This is a genomic window from Streptomyces ferrugineus (assembly GCF_015160855.1).
GTDB lineage: Bacteria > Actinomycetota > Actinomycetes > Streptomycetales > Streptomycetaceae > Streptomyces > Streptomyces ferrugineus.
On sequence record NZ_CP063373.1, the window covers coordinates 5,364,074 to 5,390,565 of the forward strand.

Below are 26,492 nucleotides of genomic sequence, written 5' to 3' on the forward strand. Positions count from 1 at the left end.
TGGTGAAGCAGTGTCAGAACCCGATCTCCTACGGTCGATCCGTCCCCTGCTGGCGGACTGGCTCGGTCCGGACGCCGAGCGGGTCGGCCCCCACGACAACCTCATCGAGCAGGGCCTGGACTCCATCCGCCTGATGACCGTGTCCGCGGCACTGCGCCGCGACGGCATACGTCTGCCCTTCGCGGCCCTCGCCCGGACGCCGACGCTGCACGCCTGGGCGGAACTGGCCGGCGAGCGGAGCAGCCCCTCGGACGAAACCGTCGAGGCTGAAACCGTCGAGGCCGACGCGGCCGGCGACGCCGACGAGACCTCCCCCTTCGACCTGGCCCTCATGCAGCACGCCTACTGGGTCGGCCGTGGCACGGAGCACGAACTGGGCGGTGTGGCCGCCCACTTCTACAACGAGTTCGACGGCGAGGGCGTGGACCCGCAACGACTGGAGCGTGCCGTACGCGCACTGCTGGCCCGCCACGCGCAACTGCGCGCCGTGTTCGCCGACGACGGACGCCAGCACACGCCGACCGCCTCCGCCTGGCCCGGCCTGCGGGTGCACGATCTGCGCGAGCTGCCCGAGGACGAGGTGGAGAGCCGCCTGGCGGACCTGCGGGACGAGTTGTCGCACCGCATGCTGCGGGTCGGCGCGGGCGAGGTCTTCGACGTGCAGCTGTCGCTGCTGCCGGGCGACCGCACCCGGGTCCACCTCAACCTCGACATGCTCGCGGCCGACGCGCTCAGCCTGCGCGTCCTCCTCGCCGACCTGGCGGTTCTCTACCGCGGTACCGACTCCCTCTCTCCCATCGGCTACAGCTACCGCCGCTACCTCGCGGACCGTGCCGTCTCCGCCGAGAGAGACCGCGACCGGGCGCGGGACGCGGCCTGGTGGGCCGCCCGGCTGCCGGATCTGCCCGGCGCGCCCGCGCTGCCCGTCGCGCAGGGGCCGGTACGACCGCGGGTCGCGCGGCGCCACCACTGGCTGCCCCCAGAGGCACGGGACGCCCTGTTCGCCCGCGCGCACCGGCACGGGGTCACCCCGGCGATGGCGCTGGCCACCGCGTACTGCGAGGTGCTGGCCGCCTGGAGCGCCGAGCACCGCTTCCTGCTGAACGTGCCGCTGTTCGACCGTGAGCCGCTGCATCCCGACGTGCCCCTGCTCGTGGGCGACTTCACCGGTTCCGTGCTGCTCACCGCCGACATGTCGGGCGAGGCAACCTTCCAGGACCGCGCCCGCTCCGTGCAGGAACGCTTCCTCGGGGACGCCGCGCACGCCTCGTACTCGGGTGTCGAGGTACTGCGCGATCTGAACCGCGCCCAGCGGGGTGGTGGGCGCGTGCTCGCACCGGTGGTGTTCACCAGTGCGCTGAACCTGGGCGAGCTGTTCTCCGAGGACGTCCGCGCCTGCTTCGGGCGCCCGGTGTGGATCATCTCCCAGGGCCCCCAGGTGTGGCTCGACGCCCAGGTCACGGAGCTGGACGGCGGACTGCTGGTCAACTGGGACGCACTGGAGCAGGCCTTCCCCGACGGGATGCTGGACGCGATGTTCGCCGCGTTCCGCACGCTGGTGGACTCCCTCGCCACCTCCGACACATCCTGGGGCGCACCCGTACCGGACCTGCTGCCCGAGTCCCAGCGAGCAGCACGCGCGCGTGCCAACGCCACCGACGGACCCCGCAGCGGACTGCTCCTGCACGAGGACTTCCTGAGCCGCGCCGAACAAGCACCCGACCGGCCCGCACTGCTCTGGGGCACGGACGGCGTCCTCACCTACGGCGAACTCGCCGACCGGGCACGGCGCATCGCCGCCGCACTGGCAGCGCAGGCGATAGGCCCCGGCGATCGGGTCGCCGTCTGTCTGCCCAAGGGGCCCGAGCAGATCGCCGCCGTGCTGGGCGTGCTGACCACGGGCGCCGCGTACGTACCCGTGGGGCGCGACCATCCGCCGGCCCGCCGCGACCGCGTCCTGACCCGGGCGGCGGCACGGGTGGCCCTCGTCACCGAGGACACGGCGCCGCTGCCGGACGGTGTGGCGGGACTGACGGTGTCGGAGGCGCTGACGCACGCGCCCGTCAAGGAACCCGTGGCCGTCCCCGAGGACGATCCGGCGTACATCCTGTTCACCTCCGGCTCCACCGGGGAGCCCAAGGGTGTCGTCGTGCCGCACCGCGCCGCCCGCAACACGGTCGACGACCTCGACGAGCGGTTCGCGGTGACGGCGGACGACCGGACGCTCGCGCTCTCCGCCCTCGACTTCGACCTGTCGGTGTACGACGTCTTCGGGCCGCTGTCCGCCGGTGGCGCGGTCGTCCTCGTCGCGGAGGAGGATCGCCGGGACGCGGCGAGCTGGCACGCGCTGATGGCGCGGCACGGGGTCACCGTCCTCAACTGCGTGCCGTCCGTCCTGGACATGCTGCTCAGCACCGCCGGGGAAGGGCCTGCCGGACTGCGGCTGGTGCTGCTGGGCGGCGACTGGGTGGGCGTCGATCTGCCCGGGCGGCTGGCGAAACGCTCGCCGGGGTGCCGTTTCGTGGCGCTCGGCGGTACGACCGAGACCGCGATCCACTCCACGGTGTGCGAGGTCGTCGGCGGCACGGTGCCCGATGACTGGACTGCGGTGCCGTACGGCACGCCGCTGCGCAACGTACGGCTCAGGGTCGTCGACGTCCGGGGCCGGGACTGTCCGGACTGGGCGCCGGGTGAGCTGTGGATCGGCGGGGACGGCGTGGCCGACGGCTACCTCGGCGATCCCAAGCGCACCGCCGACCGGTTCGTCCGGTACGACGGGGTGCGCTGGTACCGCACGGGCGATCTGGCCCGCTACCGGCCCGGCGGCACCGTGGAGTTCCTCGGCCGGGCCGACTCCCAGGTCAAGCTGCGCGGGCACCGGGTGGAGCTGGGCGAGGTAGAGGCGGCTCTGGAGCGGGTGCCGGGTGTGGGGCGCGCGGTCGCTGCGGTGAGCAACGGAGTGCTGGTCGCGGCCTGCGCCCCGGCGCCCGGGTCCGGCGGTGAGCGCAACGAGGGCGTCCGGCCCCAGGTCGTGGCCGCGCGGCCCGATCCGCTGGAGGCGGAGGTCGTGGCGTATGTCATCGGCCGCGTCCTGGAGGACGGTCCGCGCCCGGGCGAGGAGATGCGCGGCCTCGTCCATCTGTGGCGGGACTGGCTGCACCGGCACGCGGTGGCGTTCGACGGGGACGGGTTGGCTGAGCGCGTCGCCGGGACCCGGCTCGCGCCCGTGCTCGCCCGCCTCGTCGAGCGGCTGCCGGACCTGCGCGCCATGGTCGCGGGCGAGCGCGATCCGCTCGAACTCCTCGACGACCCTGTGCTCGCCCCGGAGGCGGCGCTCGACGCACTGCCCGCGAGCGGTGAGGCCGCCACAGCGTGTGCCGACGCGCTGCGTGCGCTCTCGGCGGAGGCGGGCGGTCGTGTCGTGCGGGTCGCGGTCGTCGGGGCGCGTGGAGGGCTCGGCATCGAGCGAGTGGCTCAGCACCTCCCCGCGGATATGGTCCAGTTGACACTTCTCGACACGTCCGCCGCTCTTCTGGAGCGGGCCCGCGAGCGGTTCGCCGCGTCGCCGCACGACGTGCGCTGTCAGACGCTGCCCGACTGTGTGCTGCCGGAGGGGCTGCCCGGCACCTTCGACGCCGTGGTGGCGCTCGGCTCCCTGCACGCCTTCGACGATCCGGCCGCCGGTGTCGCCCAGGCGGCGGCGCTGCTGGCTCCCGGTGGCGTGCTGCTCGCGGTGGAGCAGGGCGGTCTGCCGCCGCTCGGCCTGATCTGCGCCGCCCTGCCCACCCGGGGTTTCGCCACCGCGGACCCCGCCCGTCGTGCCGCCGGCAGCCCGCTGCTGCCGCCCGCCGCGTGGGAGCAGCTGTTGCGTGCCCACGGTTTCACCGAGGTGGACACGGCCGTACGCCGTCAGGAGCCCGCGCTGCTGATCCGCGCGGTCCGTGACCCGGACGCCGCGCCGAGCGACACCGAGGCCGTACGGGCTGTCGCCGCCGGCCAGTTGCCGTCGTACATGGTCCCCGACCGGCTGGTCCTGCTGCCGGTCATGCCGCTCACCACGAACGGCAAGGTCGACCGGCGGGCCGTACGTGAACTCCTCGACCGGCATGTGGCGTCCGGTGCATCCGTACAGGGGCGGGGCACGCCTCCCCGTGCCGGCGCCGAAGAGCTGGTCGCCGAGGTGTGGCGGGACCTGCTCGGGGCACGCACGATCCATCGCGAGGACGACTTCTTCGCCGTCGGCGGTGACAGTCTGCTCGCCACACGGATGCTGCACCGGCTGGGCGAGCGCGGAGTGCGCGGCGCCCGGATCGCCGGTCTGTTCACCACCCCCGTGCTGAAGGACTACGCCGCCACGCTCACCCTGGACGGCCCCCGTCCCGCCCTCCCCGAGCTGGTGTCGGACCCCGAGCACGCGCAGGAGCCCTTCCCCGCGACGGATGTGCAGCGCGCGTACTGGCTGGGGCGGGCCGAGGAGATGCGGCTCGGCGGTGTCGGGGCGCACTACTACTCGGAGTTCGACGGGGCTGCCGTCGACCTGCCCCGGCTGGAGCTGGCCTGGCGGCGGCTGATCGACCGTCACCCCATGCTGCGGGCCGTCTTCGACGAGGACGGGCGTCAGCGCATCCTCCCGGCCGTACCCGAGTTCACCATCCCCGTCGCGGAGGGTGAGGAACAGCTCGCCGTGCTCCGCGAGGAGATGTCCCACCAGGTCCTCGACCCGTCCCGCTGGCCGCTGTTCGATGTCCGCGCGGTGCGCTACGGCGACGGTGACAGCGACGGCGACGGCGACGGCCGGACGCGGCTCGGTGTGAGCCTCGACAATCTGGTCCTCGACGGCCTCAGCATGATGACGGTCTTCACCGAGCTTGGCGTTCTCTACGCCGACCCGAGCGCCCAACTCCCTCCCGTAGAGGCGACGTTCAGGGACTACCTCGCCTCGGTCGAGCCGGCGCCCGAGACACTGGCCGCCGACCAGGCGTACTGGCGCGAGCGGCTGCCCGAGCTGCCCCCGGCGCCTCGCCTGCCGCTCCTGCGCGACCCGGCGACCCTGGGCCGCCCCCGCTTCGCACGCACCTCGGGGGAACTCGACGCCGAGCGGTGGGGGCGGCTCAAGGCGCGTGCGCGTGAGCACGGTGTCACCCCGTCGACGCTCCTGCTGGCCGCCTACGCGGAGGTGCTCGGCACCTGGAGCGAGAGCCCTGAACTGACCGTGAACCTCACGCTGTTCGACCGTCAGGAGATCCACCCGGACATCAACCGGGTGCTGGGCGACTTCACCTCGCTGCTGCTCGCCGCCCACCGCCCACAGCCCGGCGAGGACTGGCTGACCCGGGTGCGAGGGCTGCAGGAGCAGTTGTGGCGCGACCTGGATCACCGCTCGGTCTCCGCGGTGTGGGTGATGCGCGAACTCGCCCGGGCGCGCGGGGAGCGGGACGCCGCCGTGCCGGTGGTGTTCACCAGCGCGCTCGGCGTCGACGACGGCGTGTCCATGGACGCGCCCGACGGGTTCCCGGAGCGGGTGTGGGGCGTCAGCCAGACCCCGCAGGTGTGGCTGGACCTCCAGGTCTACGAGGGCCGGGACGGGGCGCTGCGCCACCAGTGGGACGCGGTGCGGGAACTGTTCCCGGACGGGCTCGTCGAGACCATGTCCGCCGCGTTCGACCGGCTGCTGCGCCAGCTGAGCGACGGCGACTGGCGGACGGCCCGGCCCGCCCTGCTGCCCGACGGACAGCGCGCCGTCCGCGAGCGCGTCAACGCCACGGGACGGCCCGGGGGCGTGCGCGCCCTGCATCTGCCGTTCTTCGACCGGGCCGCCGCCGATCCGGACGCCCCGGCGCTGCTGTGGAGCGAGGACGGCGCCATGTCCCGGGGTGAGCTGCGCGACCGTGCGCTGCGCATCGCCGCCGGGCTGGCGGCGCGCGGGGTCGTGCCCGGTGACACGGTCGCCGTCTCGCTGCCCAAGGGGCCCGAGCAGATCGCCGCCGTGCTCGGGGTGGCCGCCGCCGGGGCCGCCTACGTGCCCGTCGGCGCCGACCAGCCGCCGGTGCGGCGCGAGCGGATGCTGCGGGCGTCGCGGGCGCGCTGTGTGCTCGACGCGGAGTTCCTCGCGCGACCGCTGCCCGATCCGCTGGCGGCGCCCGTGGCCTCCGACCCGGACTCCTGCGCGTACGTGATCTTCACATCGGGTTCCACCGGAGAGCCCAAGGGCGTCGAGCTGACGCACCGGGCGGCCGCGAACACCGTCGAGGACATCAACGAGCGGCACGGCATCGGCCCCGCCGACCGGGTCCTGGCGGTGTCGGCGCTCGACTTCGACCTGTCCGTGTACGACATCTTCGGGCTGCTCGGCGCGGGCGGCGCGCTCGTGCTGGTCGCCGAGGACGAGCGCCGGGACGCGCAGCGGTGGCGGGATCTGGCCGTACGGCATGGCGTCACCGTCTGGAACTCCGTACCGATGCTGCTGGACATGCTGCTCACGGCGTCGGCCGGGCAGGCTCCGCCGGGGCTGCGGGTCGCGCTGGTCTCCGGTGACTGGGTGCCGCTCGATCTGCCCGGGCGCGTCACCGAGGCCTCGCGGGGGCGATGCCGGCTGATCGCCATGGGTGGCGCCACCGAGGCCGCGATCTGGTCCAACGCGTACGACGCCACGGACGGCGCGCCGCAGGGCTGGCCGTCGGTGCCGTACGGGACTCCGCTGCGCGCCCAGCGGTTCCGGGTCGTCGGGCCGCTCGGCGAGGACTGCCCGGACTGGGTGCCCGGTGAGCTGTGGATCGGCGGGGCCGGGGTGGCCACCGGCTACCGGGGCGATCCGGAGCGCACCGCCGACCGGTTCGTGACGGATGCCGGGGAGCGCTGGTACCGCACCGGCGACCTGGGCCGCTACCGGCCCGACGGGCTGCTGGAGTTCCTGGGGCGCCGCGACCACCAGCTGAAGATCCGCGGTCATCGCACCGAACTCGGCGAGGTCGACGCGGCGCTGCTCGCTCAGGCGGGCGTCGCCCGTGCGGTGACCGTGGCGACCGGGCCGCGGGGGCAGTTGCGACTGACCGCGTTCGTGGTGCCGGAGGGCGCCGTCGACCTGGCCGAGGTGGAGCGGCGGCTCGCGGAACATCTGCCCGCGCATGCCGTGCCGTCCGCGCTCGTCCCGCTGCCCGGCGGGCTGCCGTTGACCGCCAACGGCAAGGTGGACCGGGCCGCTCTGGCCGAGCGGGCCGCCTGGGCCGGCGTACCGTCCGAGGGAGGCCGGGAGCCGAGCGGACCGGTGGAGGAACTCGTCGCCGCCGCCTGGCGGGAGCTGCTGGGGACCGAACAGGTCGGCCGGGACGACGACTTCTTCGCCCTCGGCGGGGACAGCCTGCTCGCCACGCGTCTGGTGGCGCGGCTGCGGGAGGCCGGGCTGAGCGGGGCCCGCATCGCCGGGCTGTTCACGCGCCCCGTGCTCAGTGACTACGCCGCCACGCTCGCCCTCGACACCGGGCGGACCGTCGTGGCGCCTGAGCTGGTGCTCGACCCGGAGCACGCGCACGAGCCGTTCCCGGCGACCGATGTGCAGCGGGCGTACTGGATCGGGCGGACCGCGCAGCTGGACCTGGGCGGTGTCGGCTCGCACTACTACAGCGAGACGGACGAGGAGTACACGGACGTCGGCGCGCTGGAGCGGGCCTGGCGGCGGTTGATCGGCCGTCATCCGATGCTGCGGGCCGTCTTCGACGCGGACGGGCGGCAGGAGGTCCTCGCGTCCGTACCCGAGTTCACCATCCCCGTCGCGGAGGGTGAGGAACAGCTCGCCGTGCTCCGCGAGGAGATGTCCCACCAGGTCCTCGACCCGTCCCGCTGGCCGCTGTTCGACGTCCGTGCCGTGCACTACACGGCAGCCGACGGAGAACGCCGCACCCGGATCGGGGTCAGCCTCGACAACCTGATCCTCGACGGCCTCAGCATGATGATCGTCTTCACCGAGCTGCGGCAGCTCCGGGACGATCCGGATGTCGAACTGCCGTCGGTGGAGCCGACGTTCAGGGACTACCTCACCTCCGTCCGACCCGCACCGGAAGCGGTGGCCGCCGACCAGGCGTACTGGCGCGAACGCCTGCCGGGTCTCCCCCCGGCACCCGGGCTGCCGCTCCTGCGCGATCCGTCCGCCGTCGGGCGCCCGCGCTTCGTGCGCCGTGCGACACACTTGCCGCGCGACGTCTGGGCGCGGCTGCAGGAACGGGCCCGGGGATATGGCATCACGCCGTCGGTCCTGCTGCTCGGCGTCTACGCCGAGGCGCTGGGCGAACAGGCGGAGAGTCCCGAACTCACCGTCAACCTCACCCTGTTCGACCGCCAGGAGGTCCATCCGCACATCAACCGGATCGCCGGTGACTTCACCTCGCTGCTGCTGGCCGCCCACCATCCGAGGGCGGGCGAGTCCTGGCTGACGCGGCTGCGCGAACTCCAGGCGCGGCTGTGGACCGACCTGGACCACCGTGCGGTGTCGGCGGTCTGGGTGATGCGGCAGCTCGCCCAGGAACGCGGGCCGGGTCAGGCCGCCATGCCCGTGGTGTTCACCAGCGCGCTCGGCATCGACGACGAACGGGCCGGGGCGCTGACTCCGCCGTACTGGTCCGTGTCCCAGACGCCGCAGGTCTGGCTCGACCACCAGGTCCTGGAGGACGCCGAGGGGCTGAGGCTCACCTGGGACGCGGTGACGGGGCTGCTGCCCGATGATCTGCCGGAGACGCTGATGGGTCGTCAACTAGCCCTGTTGAGCGAGCTGTCCACGGCGGAGGAATGGGACGCGCTGATCCTCGGCACGGGCCTGAAGGACGGTGACCGGTCGCCGACGGCGCCCATCACCCTCGCCGCCAAGGCCGACGCGGGTGAGCCTCCGCGCGGTGCCACCGAGGAACTCGTCGCCGCGCTCTGGTCCGAGCTGCTGCCCGACCATCCGCCCACCGGCCGGGAGCAGGGCTTCTTCGCGGCCGGCGGCGACAGTCTGCTGGCCACTCGGCTGATCGCGCGGCTGCGCGAACGCACCGGTGCGGAAGTCCCGCTGAGGGAGTTCTTCGCCCACCCGACCGTGGCCGCTCTCGGCGCCGCCGTCGACGACATCACCAACCACACGATTGATCAGAACTGGGAAGAGGGGGAACTGTGAGCGCCGCCGAACTGGTGTCGGAACTGGCCGCCGTAGGGGTCGAGTTGTGGGAGGAGGACGGCCGTATCCGCTTCCGGGCGCCGCAGGGCGCGCTCACCGAGGAGCTGCGCGAGCGGTTGCGCGCCGACCGCGACGCCGTACTCGCCTACCTGCGCGACCCGTTCGCCGAGCCCCTCGTACCCGACCCGGACGGAGGGTACCTGCCGTTCCCGCTGACCGAGGTCCAGTCCTCGTACCTGCTGGGCCGCACGGACGCCTTCGCCTACGGCGGGATCGGCTGCCACGCCTACCTGGAGTACGAGCTGCCCGGCGGCGTCGCGCCGGCTCGGGTGGCCGACGCGTGGCGGGCGCTGGTGGAGCGGCACGACTCGCTGCGCACGGTGTATCACCCGGACGGTCAGCAGGTGCTCAAGGACCTGCCGCCGTACGAGATCCCCGTCGCGGAAGGTGAGGACGCCGCCGCTGAGCGGGTTCGCGCGGAGCTGGCACAGCGCACGTACGACCCGGCCGTCTGGCCGCTGTTCGACGTGCGGGTCACGCACTCCCCCGAGCGGCTGCTCGTGCACCTCTCCGTCGATCTGCTGGTCACCGACTTCTCGGGCGTTCAGCAACTCCTCGGTGAGCTGGAGCAGTTGTGCCTGGAACCGGAGAAGCCCCTCACGCCCGTACCGGTCTCCTTCCGTGACCATGTCCTCGCCGAGCGGCGGTTGCGCGACAGCTCCCGCTGGGCCCGGGACCGCGCCTACTGGCTGGACCGCCTGGACTCGCTGCCTCCCGCGCCCGAACTTCCGGTCCTCGCCGAGGAGCCGGGAGGTGAGGTGCGCTTCCGGCGGCTGGCGGATCGGCTGACCTCGGACGAGGCGGCGGGGCTGCGGCGCCGGGCCGCCGCGCGGGACCTGACCGTGTCGACCGTGCTGCTCGCCGCGTATGCCGAGGTCATCGGCCGCTGGAGCGCCAAACCGCGATTCACGCTCAACCTGCCGGTCTTCGCCAAGCGTCCGGTGCACCCCGAGATCGGCCGCGTGGTCGGTGACTTCACGTCCGTGACCCTGCTGGCGGTGGAACCGGAGGCCGAGGCCTCCTTCGCGGAGCGGGCCCGGGCGCTCGGCGGGCGGCTCTTCGAGGATCTCGACCACGGGCTGTACTCGGGCGTCGAGGTACTGCGCGAGGCGGCCCGCCGCTCGGGGCCCGCGCTGATGCCGGTGGTGTTCACCAGCACCCTCCAGGGCACGGAGGTGCCGCAGAGCGGCGCCGGGCGGGTGGTGTACGGGGTCACGCAGACCCCGCAGGTGTGGATCGACTGCCAAGTGATGGAGTCGGGCGGCGAGGTCCTGCTGGGCTGGGACGTGCGGGAGGGCGTGCTGCCGGAGGGGCTGGCGGAGGACGCGTTCGGTGCGTTCGCCGCGCTCGTACGGAAGTTGGCGGTCTCCGACGGGCCGTGGGACGGCTCCGCCGATCCGGTACGGCTGCCCGAGGCGCAGGCGGCCCGGCACGCGGAGATCAACGCCACCGGGCGGCCGCTGCCGGAGGGGCTGCTGCACGACCGGGTCTTCGCCGCGGCCGCCGCGCATCCCGACCGTCCGGCGGTCATCGCGCCCGACCGCACGCTCACCTATGCCGAACTCGTCGCGCACGCCCACGCGGTGGCCGCGCGGCTGCGCGAGGCGGGCGTCGGGCCGGGCGAGCGGGTGGCGATCGTGATGGACAAGGGCTGGGAGCAGGTCCCGGCCGTGCTGGGCGCCCTGCACGCCGGCTGCGTGTATGTGCCGGTCGACACCGTCCACCCGCCCGCGCGCCGCGCCACGGTGCTGGTCTCCAGCGGGGCGAGCGTCGTGCTCACGCAGGCGCGGCTCGGCGGCTCGTACGAGGTGCCGTCGATCGCCGTCGACACGCTGGAGCCGTCGTCGCAGGCGCCCGAGCCCCGGCCGGTGGACCCCGGCGAGGCGGCGTACATCATCTACACCTCCGGTTCGACCGGGGAGCCCAAGGGTGTCGAGGTCTCGCACCGGGCCGCGCTCAACACGGTCGCCGACATCGACGACCGGTTCGGCGTCGGCCCCGGGGACCGGGTCCTCGGGCTCGCCCAGCTGGGCTTCGACCTGTCCGTCTACGACCTGTTCGGCCCGCTGGCCCACGGCGGCGCCCTGGTGCTGCCGGACGCCGAACGGCGCGGCGACCCCTCCCACTGGGCCCGGCTGGCGGCCGTCCACCGCGTGACGCTGTGGAACTCGGTGCCCGCGCAGCTGCAGATGCTCTACGACTACCTGGCCTCCGCCACCGGCTCCGGCGACGTGGCCGGACTGTCGGAGCTCCGGCTGGGTTTGCTGTCCGGCGACTGGATTCCGGTCCCGCTGCCGGACCGGGTACGTGCGCTGCTGCCGGGGCTGCGGCTGATCAGTCTCGGCGGGGCGACGGAGGCGGCGATCTGGTCCATCCACCATCCCATCGAGCAGCCCGTCGACCCGAAGCGGCCCAGCATCCTGTACGGCAGGCCGCTGGCGAACCAGACCTTCCACGTCCTGGACGACGCCCTGCGGCCCCGGCCGGACTGGGTGCCGGGCGAGCTGTGCATCGGCGGCAGCGGGCTCGCGCTCGGCTATCACGGCGACCCGGAGACGACGGCCCGGCGGTTCGTCACGCGTCCCGTGACCGGGGAGCGGCTGTACCGCACCGGTGACCTGGGCCGATGGCTGCCGAGCGGGGACATCGAGTTCCTGGGCCGCGAGGACGGGCAGGTCAAGATCCGCGGCCACCGCATCGAACTCGCCGAGGTCGAGGCCGCGTTGACGAGGCATCCGGCGATCGGGGCGGCCGCCGCCCTCGCCGTCGGCGACGATCCGCTGCAGCGCCGACTGATCGCCTTCGCGGAACCGGCACGCATCACGGATCGGCAGGCCGGCGAGCCGGACCCTGCGCTGATACGGCGGGCCCGCGAGGCGGGCGACGCGGTCGAGGTCGCCGAGCGGGAGCGGATCGCGGAGTTCGCCCGGCTGCTGGACGAGGCGTCGCTGGCGTCCATGCTGGACGTGCTGCGGGCGCGCGGCCTGTTCGGCGGGCCCGACGCCGCCCACACGGCGGACGAGGTGGCGGCGGCAACGGCCGTACCGCGTCACCACCGGGTGATCCGGCGCTGGCTGTCCGTGCTGGTCGACGAGGGCTGGCTGGAGCTGCTGGACGCCGGCCGCTACCGGCTCGCCGCGGCGCCCGCGTCTGCGGCGCCGGCCTGGGACCGGGTGGCCGCCGTGTGGAGCGACGAGCTGGGCCCCGCCGAGCTGCTGGCCTATCTGCGGGCGAACGCCGACCAGTTGGGCGAGCTGGCGCAGGACCGGGTCGCCGCCGTCGACCTGCTCTTCCCCGAAGCCCGGATGGAGACGGCCGACGCTGCCTACCGCGAGAACGTCATGTCCGCCTACCTCAACCGCGTCCTCGCCGCGGCCCTGCGCTCGGCCGCCGAGGCACAGGCCCCTGGTCGGCCGCTGCGGGTGCTGGAGGTGGGCGCCGGGACCGGGGCGAGCACGGCGGGGGCACTCGCCGCGCTCGACGGGCTCCCGGTGGAGTGGCTGTTCACCGACGTCAGCCCGTTCTTCCTGGAGCGGGCGCGGGAACGGTTCGGGCCGGATCCGCGGCTGCGGTACGGGCTGTACGACGTGGACGGCGACCCGGCCGAGCAGGGGCTGGCAGCCAACTCGTTCGACGTGGTGGTGTGCGCGGGCGTGCTCAACAACGCCCGGGACACGGCGGTGACCCTCGCCGCGCTGCGCTCCCTGCTCGTCCCCGGCGGGCTGCTGCTGGTCACCGAACCGACCCGGGAGCACTACGAGATCCTGATCTCGCAGGCGTTCATGATGACCGGCGCCGAGGACCTGCGCCGCACCGACGACGCGGACGCCACCTTCGTGACCCGCGAGCAGTGGCTGCGACTCTTCTCGGAGGCGGGCGGACGCAACGAGGTGTGCCTGCCGCAGCCGGGGCATGCGCTGGAGCCGCTGGGCCAGCACGTCTTCGCGGTCCGCTTCAAGACCGACCGCGCGCCCGTCGATCCGGCCGAGGTCGGCGAGCATCTCGCGGCCCGGCTCCCGGCGTACATGCTGCCCGCGGCGCTGCACGTCGTGGACGGGCTCCCGCTGACGGCCAACGGCAAGGTGGACCGCAAGGCACTGGCAGCGCGGGCCGCCGTCGCGGTCGGCTCCGACGAAGGGCGCCCTGCTGCACCTCGCACGGACGAAGTGGCCCGGCCCGCCGACGCGTTGGAGCAGCGGCTGGCCGACGTCGTCGCCCGGGCGCTCGGTGTCGCGGCCGTGGACCGGGAGCGCAGCCTGTTCGACCTGGGTGCGGACTCGCTGATCCTCGCGCAGTTGTCCGCGCGGCTGATCGAGGAGGTGCCGGAGGCGGCAGGCCAGCAGTTCGACACGCTGCTGCGGGAGTTGCTGAACCGTCCGACGGTCGCGGCGCTCGCAGGTCTTCTGCGGGGCGCGGACGAGGGCACCGGCTCGGGGACGGTTGCCGGTTCGGCGAGCGCGCTGCTGCCGCTCGGTGACGCGCCGGACGGAGGAGTGCTGCAGGTGCTGGTGCACGAGGGGATCGGCACCATGGCCCCGTACCGCGACCTCGCGGCCCGGCTGGGGGCGTACGGCCCGCTCGTCGGGCTGGCCGTCGGTGACGTGGACGCGTGCGTTGACCTTCCGGCGGAGGGGTTCGTGGAGCGGCTCGCGGCCGAGCACGTACGGCAGTTGACCGCGACCGGGGCCAAGCGGTTCCGGCTCACCGGCTACTGCCTGGGCGGACAGCTCGCCACCGAGATCGCCCGGCAGCTCACCGAGAGCGGGGCGCATGTCGAACGGCTGACGGTGGTCAGCAGCAGCCCGCCCGCGTTCGTGTGCGAGGACGAGCTGCTGATCGAGCACGCCTTCGCGCGGGTGCTGGGCGTTGATCCGCAGACGGCCGGATATCCGGACGACGAGGAGGAGTTGGGGGCCGCGCTGCGGGCGGTCCTCGACACCACGCCGGGCCGGGTGCCGGCCGGTGCCTTCGCCGCGCTGTGCGGTGAGGGGCGGCTGGAGGCGGTGGCCCGCCGGATGCGGGCCCTGGGTGAGGTGCCGCAGCAGGAGCGGCTCGCGGCGATCGCCCGCACGCTGGGCGGGGACGGCGACGCGGCCCACGTACCGGGCCTGTACCGGGTGTTCCGGCACGCCTTCGCCGCCGCCTCCCTCCACACCACCCAGCCGTACGCGGGCGACATCACCCTCGTCCGGCCGCGCGGTCGGCTGCGGTTCCTGTCCGGGTTCGGGCAGGAGGCGGACGAGCTGTGGCGCGAAGTGTGCCTCGGCGATCTGACGGTGGTCGACGTCGACGGCGACCACTTCAGCTGCCTGCGCGCACCGCACGTCGACCAGGTCGCCTTCGCGGCCGGCGGCACCCCGTGAACCGGGGCCGTACCGCCACGGTCGCCGTGGGCGTGGTCGGGGCGGCCGGGGCGGTGGGCCGGGCCGTGGTGGAGGAACTGCTGCGGCTCGGCGTCGGGCCGGTGCGGGCGGCGGTGCGCCGCCCGCCCGGCCGGGCCCTGCCCTCGGGGGCGGAGCTGTGGCCCGACCCGGTGGACGTGACCGACGCCCGCGCCCTCGCCGCGTTCTGCGCCGACTGCCGCGTCGTCGTCAACGCCACCGGGCCGGTCCGGGCCGTCGGCCACCGGGTCGCCCGGGCCGCCCTCGCGGCGGGCTCGGACCTGGTCGACGTCAACGACACGGCGGAGCTGCCGGAGCCGCCGCCGTACGAGCGGCTGTTGCGCTGGCGGACGGTGGTGATCGGGGCCGGGTTGATGCCAGGGCTGGCGGGGCTGCTGCCGGGGGTGCTCGGCGGGATGGGCGGCGCCCTGACCGTCCGAGTCGGCGGGCTCCCGCACTTCCCGCCCGCCGCCGCCCGGGACTTCATGGACCGGCTCGCGCGGCCGGGTGGTGAGGTGACCGCCGTGTGGCGCGGCGGGCGCCGGGTGCCGGGAGCCCTCGCCGTGGAGCGTGACATCCGGCTGCCGCACTTCCCCGGGGCCGTGACGGCGATCCCGTATCTCACCGAGGAGGCCGTGGGTGTCGCCCGGCGGTACGGGCTCGACGAGGTGCGCTGGTACACGGTGTTCGGCGGGGAGGCCACGCGTGCCGTCCTCGACCGGTACCGCGCGGGGCTCACCCCGGGTCCGGCGGTGGAGGTGGCGGCGTCCGAGCTGTCGCGGGCCACGCTCACCGACCTCGCCGGGCGGGCGCCGTACCAGGTCGTGACGTGCGAACTGGACGGCCGCCGCGGCCTGGTCCTCACCGGCACCGACTCCTCCGCTCTGACCGGCACCGCCGCCGCGCACGCCGCGCTCACCCTGCTCGACGGCGACCTCCCGCCGGGGCAGCTTCACTTCGCCGACCTCCCCGACCCCGGTCACGTCCTGCGTCGTATCGCCGAGGCACCCGCCGTGCGCGAACTGCTGCTGATCGACGGTCCCTTGGCCGATCTCCCTGTGGAAGAAGGAATCCTGTGACCAGAGTCATCGTCTGCGGCACCGGCTTCGGCCGCGTGTACCTCAGTGCCTTCCAGGAGCAGCCCGGGCCGGAGTTCCCGCTGCGGCTCACCGGCGTGCTCGGCCGGGGCAGCCCCCGCTCCAAGGCCTGCGCGGAGCGCTACGGCGTGCCCCTGCTCACCGACCCCGACGATGTGCCCGACATCGCCGACCTGGCCTGTGTGGTCGTGCCCAACGGGGTCGGCGGCGGGGAAGGCGCCGAGCTCGCGCGGCGGCTGATGGAGCGGGGGGTGCACGTACTGCACGAGCACCCGATCCACCAGTCGGAGCTGGCCGCGTGCCTGCGCACCGCCCGCAAGCACGGCGTCCAGTACCGGCTCAACACCTTCTATCCGCACCTCGCCCCGGTGCGCCGTTTCCTCGCTGCCGCCCGGCATCTGGCCGAGCGGCAGGAGCTGCTGTACGCGGAGGGCGCCTGCGCCATCCACGTGGCGTACGACCTGATCGACATCCTCGGCCAGGCTCTCGGCGGGCTGCGGCCCTGGCAGTTCACCGATCCGGCGCCCGGGGGCGGCCCGTTCAGCACCCTGGAGGGCCGTCTCGCCGGCGTCCCGGTCACCCTGCGGGTCCTGAACCAGCTCGACCCCGAGGACCCCGACAACCACACCCACCTGCTGCACCGCGCCGCCCTCGGCTTCACCGGCGGCACCCTCACCCTGGCGAGCACACACGGCCCCGTCCTGTGGAGCCCGGCGCTCCCCGCGCCCCGCGGCGACGACGGTGAGCTGGACTTCGACAGCGACGCCCACCGGCTGGTGCGGCTGCCGAGCGTGCAGCCGGTCGGTCCCGCCGAGGCTCCGACGCACCGCGAGGTCTACAACGAGGTCTGGCCGGAGGGCGTACGGCGGGCCCTGCGGGCCATGGTCGACGCGGCGGAGACGGGCGGGGATCCGATGCGCGCGGGCCAATACCACCTCACCCTCAGCCAGATCTGGCAGGACCTCACGGCCCGGCTCGGCTACCCCGAACTGGTCCGCCGCCCCGCACCCGAGCCGGTCACCGCGCCGGACCTGGTCGCGGCGGTACGCGCGCGGGAGGGCCTGTGACCGGCACGCACGCGGGAGGGCCTGTGACCGGCACGATCACCGCCTTCAACCCGCTCGACCTGAGCCACACCGACGACCCCTACCCGAGGCTGGCCGCGCTGCGCCGCGACCGGCCGGTCTCCACGCCGCTGCCCGGCTGGCACGTGGTCGTGCGGGACGCCGACGTACGGGCGGTGCTCGCGGCCCCGGAGGCGTGGTCGAGCCGCCGCAACAACACCTCCGTACCGGACACCCCGGAAGCGGACCGGGAGTTGGCGCTCTCCCAGCTCGACCCGCCCGCGCACACGCGGCTTCGGCGTCTGCTCTCCCCCGCCTTCGCGCGGACCGTGGTGGCGGGGCTGGAGCCCGTCGTGCGGGAGCGGGCCGAGACGCTGGCGGACGGGCTCAAGGGTGGTGGGGATCTTGTGGCCGCGTTCGCCGCCCCGCTGCCGCGTGCCGTGCTGGCCGCGTTCTGCGGGGTGGGCGACGGTGACGCGGCGGAGTACGACCGCTGGGCGGCCGGGTTCACGGATCTGCTGGGGCATCGGGCTCGACCCGAGTGGCCCGCGTTCGAGCGGTGGGCGCTGCGGGCCGCCGAGGGGCCCGCGCTGGGCGGCGTACTGGGGCGGCTGGACCGTGCGGAGGCCGTGGCCTTCCTGCACTTCCTGATCGTGGCCGGGGTGCCCAACCTCCGTCATGCGCTGGGGAATCTGGTGCTGCGGCTGCTGCGGGAGGACCACTGGCGGGCCGAGGGACTGCCGGACGCGATCGAGGAGTCGCTGCGGCTCGATCCGCCCGCACTGTGGCAGATGCGCACCGCCACCCGGGACGCCGTGCTGGCGGACACGCCGGTGCGGGCCGGGGAGCGGGTGATCGCCGTGGTCGCGTCCGCCAATCGTGACCCGGCGCGCTGGGGCGAGGACGCCGACGCGTTCCGGCCCGGCCGACCGGGGCTGCGGGCCCATCTGGCCTTCGGCAAGGGCCCGCACGCCTGCCTCGGTGCCTCCCTGACCCGGCTCCAGCTACGTGTCGCCGCCGAGGTGTTGATCGAGCGGTACCCGGGGCTGCGGCTCGCGTCCGACTTCCGGTTCCGGCGTGCCGGTGACTTCATGAGCCGCGGTCCCGCGGCGCTTCCCGTCCATGTGGAGTGACGAGTGACCTCTGTGACCAGTAACGCCAGTTCCGCGCCCTCACTGTGGCTGCGCCGGCCAGTTCCCCGGGCGGCGGCATCGATCTCCCTGGTGTGCTTTCCGCACGCGGGTGGCAGTGCCGCGTTCTACACCGCGTGGGCCCGGCTGCTGCCGCCGCACGTCGAGCTCGTCGCCGTGCAGTATCCGGGCCGGCAGGACCGGCTCACGGAGCCGGCCGCCCAGTCCATGGACGAGCTGGCTGTTGCCGTAGCCGAGGCGCTGCACGCCGATTGCCCGCACCGGGAGCGCGTCCTGTTCGGGCACAGCATGGGTGCCTCGGTCGCGTGGGAGACGGCCCTGCGGCTGGAGGCATCCGGCGCTCCGCCACGGCATGTCTTCGTCTCCGGCCGCCCCGGACCGCGCCGCCAGCGCCCCGGCACGGTTCATCTGCGCGACGACGACGGCCTCGCCGCCGAGTTGCGCCGCCTCGACGGCACCCACGCCGAACTGCTCGACGACCCGGAGGTACGGGCCGTGCTGCTGCCTTCGGTACGCGCCGACTACCGCCTCATCGAGACCTACCGCGCGGATCCGGCGGCCCGGCTGCGCTGCCCGCTCACCGCGCTCACCGGAGACCGAGACGAGGAGGCGCCCGTGACGGACGTCGCGGCCTGGAGCACCGCCACTGAGAGCGTCTTCAGCAGCCTGGTGCTGCCCGGCGGGCACTTCTACCTGGTGCCGCAGGCGGAGCGGGTCGTCGCCGCCGTCCTCGACACGTGCGGCGCGCCCACCCTCCACCCCATGTTTCCCTGACCTGACCGGCCTGACTGGAGCGACATGACCACCCTTCCGGAAGCGGCCCCCGCGCGCGTCGACCTGACCGCGCTCGCCGACCTCGTCACGCCGTGGGCGATCCGGGTCGCGGCGACCCTGCGCCTGGCCGACCACATCGCCGCGGGCCACACGGCCCTGCCCGACCTGGCCCGAGCGGCGGATGCCGACGCGGACGCGCTGCGCCGCATGCTGCGCGTGCTCGTCGGCCGCGGTGTCTTCGCCGAGCCACGACAGGACACATACGCCCTGACGCCGGCGGCGGAACTCCTCAAGGACAGCGGGGCGTTCGGGCTGCGGGCCTGGTTCGACCTGGACGGCATGGGCGGGCGGATGGACCAGGCGTTCGGGCGGCTCCTCGACACCGTGCGGACCGGGGAGCCCGCGTATCCCCTCGTGCACGGCCGGTCCTTGTGGCAGGACACCCTGGACGACCCCGAACTCGCTCGTTCCTACGCCGACTTGATGGCCGCGCATACGAGGTTCGCGGCGCCGGAGGTCGTGGCCGCCCACCCGTGGCCCGAACGCGGGCACGTGGTCGACGTCGGCGGCGGCTCCGGGTCGCTGCTCAGCCGACTGCTGACCGCACGGCCGGGGCTGCGCGGCACACTGCTCGACCTGCCTGAGGCGGCGGAGGAAGCCGGCCGGGCGCTGGCGGCCGCCGGGCACGCGGAGCGCGCCTCGGTGCACCCAGGGAGCTTCTTCGACCCGCTGCCGACGGGTGCGGACCTGTATCTCCTCACCTGGGTCCTGCACGACTGGAACGACGACGACGCGGTGCGCATCCTGCGCCGCTGTGCCGAGGCGACGGCCGACGGCGCGGGCTCGGTCCTGATCGTGGAGAACCTGGTCACCGAGGGGCGTCGCGCCGACGTGGCCGCCGCCATGGATCTACGGCTGCTGGTGCTGTTCGGCGGGCGCGAGCGTACGCCGGGGCAGCTGGACGAGCTGGTGTCCCGGGCGGGACTGCGGGTGACCGGGCGCCGCGTCACCGGGACCGGGATCCATCTCGTGACCTGCTCCAGGTGACACACGGCGACAGACGGCGATGGGCGGCGATAGACGGCGATGGGCGGCACGGTGTGAACCGTGCCGCCCAAGTGTCAGGGCGTCAGGTGTTCAGGACCGCGCCGCCAGCGTCCACCCACGCGCCCCTTCCCGCTCCCGCCAGAACTGTGCGTACCGTCCCCCGAGCCCCAGCAGTTCCTCGTGCGTCCCCTGCTCCACGATCCGCCCACCGTCCAGGAAGGCGATCAGGTCGGCGCCGCGGATGGTGTCGAGGCGATGGGCGACGACCAGGACCGTGCGGTCGGCGGTGAGCGCGGCCAGGGCCTGCTGGACCGCGGCCTCGTTCCAGGCGTCGAGGGCCGAGGTCGCCTCGTCGAGCAGGACGACCGGGGCCCGCTTGAGCAGGGCGCGGGCGATGGAGATCCGCTGACGCTCGCCGCCGGACAGGGCCGCGCCGCCCTCGCCGACCCGGGCGGCCCAGCCGTCCGGCAGCCGCTCGACGATCTCGTCGACCCGGGCGAGCCGCCCGGCCGCCCGCACCTCCTCGTCCGTGGCGTCCTCGCGTCCGGCGCGGATGTTGTCCTCGATGGATCCCGCGAAGAGGTACACGTCCTGGAAGACCATGGCCAGCCGGGACATCAGCTGGTCCGTCGTCAGGTCGCGTACGTCGGTGCCGCCGACGCGGACGGTGCCCGCGCGCACGTCCCAGAAGCGGGCGATCAGCCGGGTCACCGTCGTCTTGCCCGAGCCGGAGGGCCCCACCAGCGCCACGGTGTGTCCGGCCGGGACCCGCAGGTCGAGCCCGTCGAGGACGGTCCGCTCGTCGTCGTAGCCGAAGGAGACGTCGTCGAGTTCGATGCCGTACGTCTCCGGCAGCGGGCCCTCGGTCGCGGGCTGCGGCAGCGGAGCGGAGGCGAGCACCCCGTCCAGGCGCTCCAGGGTGCCGCGAGCGACCCGCAGCGAGCCGCCCAGCTCCGCCGCCGCGCCCATGGGTTCGACGAAGCGCACGGCGAGTACCAGCACCGCGATCAGCTCACCCGCACCGACCGAGCCGCCGATGGCGAGGGCGGTGCCGAGGACCAGGACGCAGGTGAAGCAGAGCTGCACGGCGAGCGCGAAGCCCGCGATGCCGGGCACGCCGATACGGACGGCGGCGCGGGCCTCGGCGTGCTGCTCGCGCAGGGCGGCGTCGAGGAGTTCGTGGTCCTGCGCCGTCCGCCCGAACGCGCGCAGCGCGGGCTGGTGGCGGGCGAACTCCACCAGCCGGTCCGCGGTTTCGACGGACGCGGCATGGGACTGCCGGTCGACCCGGCCGATGAGCCGCCCGGACCAGCGGTAGGCACCGGCGGCGACCGGCGCCGCCGCCAGCATGGCCAGCGCGAGCCGCCAGTCGAAGGCGAACGTGGCGAGCACGACGACGGCAGGGGTGACGAAGGCGTTGCACAGCGGCCGCAGCAGGTTGGCGGCGGCGTTCATCACCTGCACGACCCCCTGCCCAGCCAACTGGCCCAGCGCCCCGGTGCGTTCCCCGCCGAACCAACCCAGCGGCAGCGCGACGACGTGATCGCCGATCCGGCGGTGCAGATGGCGTCCGAGCTCCGCGCTGAAGCGGTTGCCCCGCACGGTCGCGGCGAACGCGGCGGCACCGTAGACGGCGGTGGCCGCGGCGAGGGCGCCGACCCACGGCCAGGCCTCGGCGGGATCGTCGCCGAGGAGCCGGGTCAGCAGCGGGACCAGGAAGGCGTACGCCACCCCTTGGAGGGCTGCCGCGAGGACGGCCCACAGCATGACGCGGCGCAGCCCCTCCGTCTGCTCTCGGCCCAGTACGCGTGTCAGCAGCGCGGTCATCGCGCGACTCCCTTCTGCTGGAGGGCCCACATGTGTGCGTAGCGGCCGTCCAGGTCGAGCAGTTCGGTGTGGGTGCCCTGCTCCACGATCCGTCCGCCGTCCAGGACGACGATCCGGTCGGCGTCCCGTACCGTCGCCAGGCGGTGGGCGATCACCAGCAGGGTGCGGCCGGCGGCGAGTGCGGACAGGGCCTGCTGTACGGCGGCCTCGGACTCGGGGTCGGCGAAGGAGGTCGCCTCGTCGAGGACGAGGACGGGCGCGTCGGCGAGCAACGCCCTTGCCACGGAGAGGCGTTGGGACTCGCCGCCGGAGAGGACCGCGTCCTCGCCGATGACCGAGTCGTAGCCGCGCGGCAGTGCGGTGATCCGGTCGTGGATGTGTGCGTCACGCGCGGCCGTCTCGACGGCCGTGTCGTCGGCGTCGGGCTGGCCGAGCCTGATGTTGTCGCGGACGGTGGTGCGCAGCAGATGGGGGTCCTGGAAGACGAAGGACACCTGCCGGTACAGATCGCCCGGGGCGATGTCCCGGACGTCCGTGCCGCCGATGCGTACCGTGCCGGCGGTGGTGTCCCAGAAGCGGGGCACGAGCCGGGCGAGTGTGGACTTGCCCGAGCCGGAGGCGCCGACCAGGGCGGTGACGGTGCCGGGCCGCAGGGTCAGGTCGATGTCGCTCAGTACCTCGGTGGCGCCGTTGTAGCTGAAGCTCAAGCCCTCCAGTTCGACCTTGCCGTCCTCGCCCGGCGCCTGCGGCGCGGGTGCCTCGGGCAGCGGTGGGACGGCCAGCAGCGCGTGGATCTGACGGGCGCTCTGCAGGCCGCCCTGGACCGCGTGCCCGGACTGGGCGAGCCCCATCACGGAGCCGGTGATGGCCGGTCCCAGCAGCACGAACGGCACCAGGTCGACGGCGCCGGCCCAGCCCTGGGTGACGAAGAGCGTGCCGGCGGCGGTGGCGACGAGCAGCGCGGTCGGGCCGGACAGGGCGAGCGCGGCCGAGGTGCTGGCCCGCGTCGTACTCATGATCCAGTCCCGGAAGAAGACGGAGAAGTCGTCGGCCGCGTCGTCGTAGGCGCGGTGGGCGCGGGAGGTGCGGCCGTACGCCTTGATCACGGCGATTCCGTGGACGAGTTCGACGACGGCGGCGTTCACGGCGCCCATGGAGCCGAAGAAGCGTGCCGTCACCTCCTCGCCGCCCGACATGGCCTGCTTGAGGAAGAAGGCGCCGAGCAGGAGGGGCAGCAGCGCGATGAGGGCGAGCCGCCAGTCCACGGTCAGGAGGTAGACGAGGGCGGTCAGCGGGGCGACGAGCGCGGCGGTGACCTCCAGCGCGGTGTGCGCCACCAGGTGGTGCAGCGTGGAGATGTCGTCGGCGGCCGCCTTCTTCACCTCGCCCGAGCTGTTGTCGGTGAACCAGCCGAGCGGCACCCGGCCCAGGTGGCGGGCGAGTCGTCGGCGCAGGTCGAGTTGGAGGTCGGCGTCGGCGTGGTGGGTGAGGACGCCGGCGGCGGCGTACAGCACGAGCCGGGCGACGAGGGCGCCGACGGCCGTCCAGGCCGCGGTCCAGGCTCGGCCTTCGTCCGGCCCGCCGGGCGCCAGCAGGGCCCGGGCCAGTTCGGCGACGGCGATGAACGGGATCATCGAGCAGACCGCGGCGGCCGACTGGGCCAGGATCGCGGCGGTCAGGCGCCCGCGTATGGGGGCGATGAGCTCGCCGAGGCCCGGCGGCTTCGCCGGGGTCTCGGGTGCGGGGAGGGTGTCGGGGGTGCCCTCTCGGGTGTCGGCGAGGGCCGCGCCGGTCATGGTGGGTGTTCCTCTCGGGTCAGGGGTGGAGGGGAGTACCGCTCAGGGGGTGGAACGGAGGACTGCGAGGTCGGGGGCGAGCGGCGTACAGACGAGTCCGGCCGCCGCGGCTTCCCCAGCGAGCGCCTCGATGCCGATGCCGGACCAGGGCAGGGGTACGGCGTGTTCGCGTACGACCGTTTCGCCGTCGCGTACGCGGTAGGTGAGCGTCCAGCCGTCGTCGGCGCCCTCGCTCCACGACTCGTATTCGAGGTCGCCCACGCGGCGGGTCGTCAGCCGCAGCGGGGCGCGGGTCGGGGGCGCGGTGCGGTCGAGGACGTCGACGACGGCGGGGGCGCCGGGCGCCAGCCGCTCGGCCAACGACCGCCACAGGGCGGCTCGTTCGCCGGGGGCGAGATGGCCGACGACTCCGAGTACGACGGCCGCGCACAGGCGGTCCGGCAGCGGTACGTCCGTCAGCGTGCCCGCCGTGACGGTGACGCGCTCGGCGAGCCCGGGGCGGCAGGCGAGCCGCGTGGCCAGCGCGATGCGCATCCCGGCGGAGGGCTCGACCGCGATCAACCGCGCGCCGGGGACGGCGTCGGCGGCGGCCTCGGTGGACAGGCCGGTGCCGGCGCCCAGGTCGAGCAGCGGCCCGTCGGCCGGGTCGACGCCGACGAGGGCGCGGCGCAGGAGGGGACCGAGCCGTGTCCAGGCGGGCCCGGCGAGCAGGTCGTAGAACTCGGCGGCACCGCCGTACAGGTCACGGTCACGGTCGGTGTCAGAGGGCAGGGGCATCGGCCGGCTCCTCGGCAACGGTCAACTGGTCCTTGTCGCGGATGAGCGTCCACGAGGCGAGGGCGGCGAGCAGGCTGACCACGGACGCCGTCACGAGGATCGTCGCGAGGCCGCCGGTGAGCGCGGAGCGGGCCGCTTCCAGGACGGGTTCGCGGGCGCCCGTCGGCAGGGCGCGTTCGAGCCGCCCGAACTGCCCGGCGGCCACGGCGTCCCGGACCTGCTGCCGCATCCCCTCCGGGACGTGCAGCGCGGCGAGACGCGCGTCGTCCAGGTCATGGTCGATCCGGGTGCTGAACACCGCGCCGAAGGCGGCGACGCCGGCCGCCGTGCCGAGCGGGAAGAAGGTGTTGGTCATCCCGGAGGCCATTCCGGCCCGCTCCGGGGGTACGACACCGACGGCGATGCCCATCAGCGGCGGGAAGGCGATCGCCCCGCCGATGCCGAGCAGCACCAGGCCGGGCAGCATCACCAGCCAGGAGTCGTCGGGGCCTACGCGCGCCATGGTGAGGAGCCCGAGCGCGGTGATGCCCGTGCCCAGGGCCATCACTGCGCGGGTGGGCAGCACCTTGAGCAGCAGTCCGCTGAACGGGGCGACCAGCATGATGAAGGCCGTCATCGCCAGCAGCCGCAGCCCGGTGCCCAGCGGGCTGTGCCCGAGCATCCCCGACAGCCACAGGATCAGATACGGCAGCACGCCGAAGCTGACCACCCGGCAGACGAAGCTGAGCACGATCGCCCCGCTGAACGACGGCACCCGCAGCAGCCGTACGTCGAACAGGGCCGCATCCCGCTGCCGGACCTCCCACGCCACGAACCCGGCGACGAGCAGGGCCCCGCCGACGAGCGGCAGCAGTGCGGAGGCGGACGTCCAGCCGTCCTCCGGGCCGGTCACCAGGCCGTAGTTGAGGCCGAGCAGGGCTCCGGCGGCGAGCAGCAGCCCGACGAGGTCGAACCGGCCCTCGGGACGCGGCAGTCGACCCGCCGGGTCGTCGTGCGGCACCCGCAGTACGGTGCCGAGCACGATGAGGATGCCGACCGGCAGGTTGACGTAGAAGATCCACCGCCAGTCGAGGCCCTCGACGACGGCACCGCCGACCAGCGGGCCGAGGGCCGCGGCGGCGCCGCCCGCGGCGGAGAACATGCCGATGGCCGACTGGCGGCGCCGGCCCTCGTAGGCCCCGGCGATCAGGGCCAGCGCGGTCGACATCACCAGCGCGCCGCCCAGGCCTTGCAGGGCGCGGCAGGCGATGAGCGTGCCGACGCCGGGGGCCGCGCCGCAGCCCGCCGACGCGGCGGTGAAGACGGCGACGCCGGTCAGGAACATGCGGCGGCGGCCGATGCGGTCGGAGAGCGAGCCGGCGGGCAGCAGGAGGGCGGCGAAGACGAGCGTGTAGGCGTTCACCACCCATTGCAGTCCGGTCAGTCCGGCATCGAGGTCGGCGGCGACCTGCGGCAGGGCGACGTTGACGACGGTGATGTCCAGGGTCATCAGCACGGCGGCCAGTGACGTCGTGGCGAGCAGCCAGCCGCTGCCGGCTGCCGGAGCGGTCTCGGCCGACGGCTCCTGGCGTATGTCCTGGGTCATGGGAACCCCTCGCAGACATGGATATACGGCGTATACAGATGGGCGGACGGCAGCCGCGCACCGCACGGAGCGGTGCGCGGGACATCGCGTCCCGGGAGGAGGGACGGCGGGGTCAGTCCGCCAGCAGGCCCCGCAGGAGGGCCCGGAGACCGGGCACGAACAGGTCCTCGGCCGCGCCCGCGCGGGGCGGCCGGGACAGCATCCGGGCCAGTCGGGGATGGTCGTCCATACGGACTCGGGTCATCAGCTCCTGCCGGGCGGGGCGACCCTCGGGCCGCTGCGCGGGCAGGTACGACAGGTGGCCGAAGGTGTACCACCACAGGGCCCAGTAGGCGTCGGCCGCCTGCTCGTCGTCCAGCCCGGCCTCCGCCAGGAGGGTGAGCACATGCTCGACGAACCGCGCGGCGCGCGGCCCGAACAGCTCGCCGCCCCTGAGGACTTCCGCCACCCACGGCTCCGCCGTCAGATGGTCGTGCAGTGCGCGGAAGGCCAGGACCAGCCGGTCCGGGGGCGAGCCCGCGCCGTCCGGTATCACCAGTTCCTCGGCCACGTCGTCCAGCATCGCGACCAGCAGTTCGCGCTTGTCGCCCACGTGCCGGTACAACGCCATGGCCGTCACGCCGAGTTCGCCCGCCACCCGGCGCAGGGTGACCGCGGCCAGCCCTTCGTCGCGGGCCAGCCGGCGGCCGACGGCCACGACGGTCGTCCGGTTCAGCGGGGCGCGTCGCTTCCCGGTCCCGGGCTGTGTCCCGTCGCTGTCGGTCGTCGTGCTCGGCATACCGCCACCC

Annotated in this window: 12 protein-coding genes; 7 read left to right on the forward strand and 5 right to left on the reverse strand. The window is 74.2% G+C overall.

Annotated elements, in window-relative coordinates; all coding sequences use genetic code 11:
• The first annotated feature begins 10 nt into the window (after nucleotides 1–10).
• From IM697_RS24270 to IM697_RS24300, 7 genes are read left to right on the forward strand one after another with little or no spacing between them, the layout of a single operon-like run.
• Nucleotides 11–9,145 (forward strand): non-ribosomal peptide synthetase, encoded by a 9,135-nt coding sequence (locus IM697_RS24270; RefSeq protein ID WP_194038219.1) that lies wholly within the window; start codon nucleotides 11–13, stop codon nucleotides 9,143–9,145.
• Nucleotides 9,142–14,568 carry a non-ribosomal peptide synthetase gene (locus IM697_RS24275; RefSeq protein WP_194038220.1) on the forward strand — a complete coding sequence of 1,809 codons (5,427 nt, stop codon included), beginning with the start codon at nucleotides 9,142–9,144 and terminating at the stop codon, nucleotides 14,566–14,568. The genes IM697_RS24270 and IM697_RS24275 overlap by 4 nt, the downstream gene beginning before the upstream one ends.
• The gene (locus tag IM697_RS24280) at nucleotides 14,565–15,665 is read left to right on the forward strand and encodes a saccharopine dehydrogenase NADP-binding domain-containing protein (protein WP_194038221.1); all 1,101 of its coding nucleotides are present in this window, start codon (nucleotides 14,565–14,567) and stop codon (nucleotides 15,663–15,665) included. Before IM697_RS24275 ends, IM697_RS24280 begins: the two co-directional genes overlap by 4 nt.
• Complete coding sequence (locus tag IM697_RS24285; protein ID WP_194038222.1) at nucleotides 15,662–16,750, forward strand: Gfo/Idh/MocA family oxidoreductase; 1,089 nt, start codon at nucleotides 15,662–15,664, stop codon at nucleotides 16,748–16,750. Before IM697_RS24280 ends, IM697_RS24285 begins: the two co-directional genes overlap by 4 nt.
• A gap of 23 nt (nucleotides 16,751–16,773) precedes the next feature.
• Nucleotides 16,774–17,880: a cytochrome P450 gene (locus IM697_RS24290; RefSeq protein ID WP_194038223.1), complete on the forward strand. Its 1,107-nt coding sequence runs from the start codon at nucleotides 16,774–16,776 to the stop codon at nucleotides 17,878–17,880.
• A 3-nt stretch (nucleotides 17,881–17,883) separates the two neighbouring features.
• The gene (locus IM697_RS24295) at nucleotides 17,884–18,672 is read left to right on the forward strand and encodes a thioesterase II family protein (RefSeq protein WP_194038224.1); all 789 of its coding nucleotides are present in this window, start codon (nucleotides 17,884–17,886) and stop codon (nucleotides 18,670–18,672) included.
• 24 nt (nucleotides 18,673–18,696) lie between these two features.
• Nucleotides 18,697–19,719 (forward strand): methyltransferase, encoded by a 1,023-nt coding sequence (locus IM697_RS24300; protein WP_194038225.1) that lies wholly within the window; start codon nucleotides 18,697–18,699, stop codon nucleotides 19,717–19,719.
• Nucleotides 19,720–19,809: 90 nt separating this feature from the next.
• On the opposite strand, the gene IM697_RS24305 is transcribed toward IM697_RS24300, so the two are convergent.
• From IM697_RS24305 to IM697_RS24325, 5 genes are all read right to left on the reverse strand, one after another.
• A complete protein-coding gene (locus IM697_RS24305; protein ID WP_194038226.1) occupies nucleotides 19,810–21,546 on the reverse strand; it encodes an ABC transporter ATP-binding protein in 1,737 nt (578 codons plus the stop codon).
• Entirely contained in the window at nucleotides 21,543–23,342 is a 1,800-nt protein-coding gene (locus tag IM697_RS24310; RefSeq protein WP_194038227.1) for an ABC transporter ATP-binding protein, read from the reverse strand. The genes IM697_RS24305 and IM697_RS24310 overlap by 4 nt, the downstream gene beginning before the upstream one ends.
• A gap of 42 nt (nucleotides 23,343–23,384) precedes the next feature.
• A complete protein-coding gene (locus IM697_RS24315) occupies nucleotides 23,385–24,119 on the reverse strand; it encodes a class I SAM-dependent methyltransferase (RefSeq protein WP_194038228.1) in 735 nt (244 codons plus the stop codon).
• A complete protein-coding gene (locus IM697_RS24320; RefSeq protein WP_194038229.1) occupies nucleotides 24,103–25,704 on the reverse strand; it encodes an MFS transporter in 1,602 nt (533 codons plus the stop codon). Before IM697_RS24320 ends, IM697_RS24315 begins: the two co-directional genes overlap by 17 nt.
• Before the next feature lie 112 nt (nucleotides 25,705–25,816).
• On the reverse strand, nucleotides 25,817–26,482 hold the full coding sequence (locus IM697_RS24325) for a TetR/AcrR family transcriptional regulator (protein ID WP_194038230.1): 666 nt from the start codon (nucleotides 26,480–26,482) through the stop codon (nucleotides 25,817–25,819).
• Nucleotides 26,483–26,492 lie beyond the last annotated feature (10 nt).

What these genes read in the sequence shown, in the direction of transcription:
- IM697_RS24300 (WP_194038225.1), top strand. Translation starts at nt 18,697, where the DNA reads ATGACCACCCTTCCGGAAGCGGCCCCCGCGCGCGTCGACCTGACCGCG.
- IM697_RS24305 (WP_194038226.1), bottom strand. Translation starts at nt 21,546, where the DNA reads ATGACCGCGCTGCTGACACGCGTACTGGGCCGAGAGCAGACGGAGGGG.
- IM697_RS24310 (WP_194038227.1), bottom strand. Translation starts at nt 23,342, where the DNA reads ATGACCGGCGCGGCCCTCGCCGACACCCGAGAGGGCACCCCCGACACC.
- IM697_RS24315 (WP_194038228.1), bottom strand. Translation starts at nt 24,119, where the DNA reads ATGCCCCTGCCCTCTGACACCGACCGTGACCGTGACCTGTACGGCGGT.
- IM697_RS24320 (WP_194038229.1), bottom strand. Translation starts at nt 25,704, where the DNA reads ATGACCCAGGACATACGCCAGGAGCCGTCGGCCGAGACCGCTCCGGCA.
- IM697_RS24325 (WP_194038230.1), bottom strand. Translation starts at nt 26,482, where the DNA reads ATGCCGAGCACGACGACCGACAGCGACGGGACACAGCCCGGGACCGGG.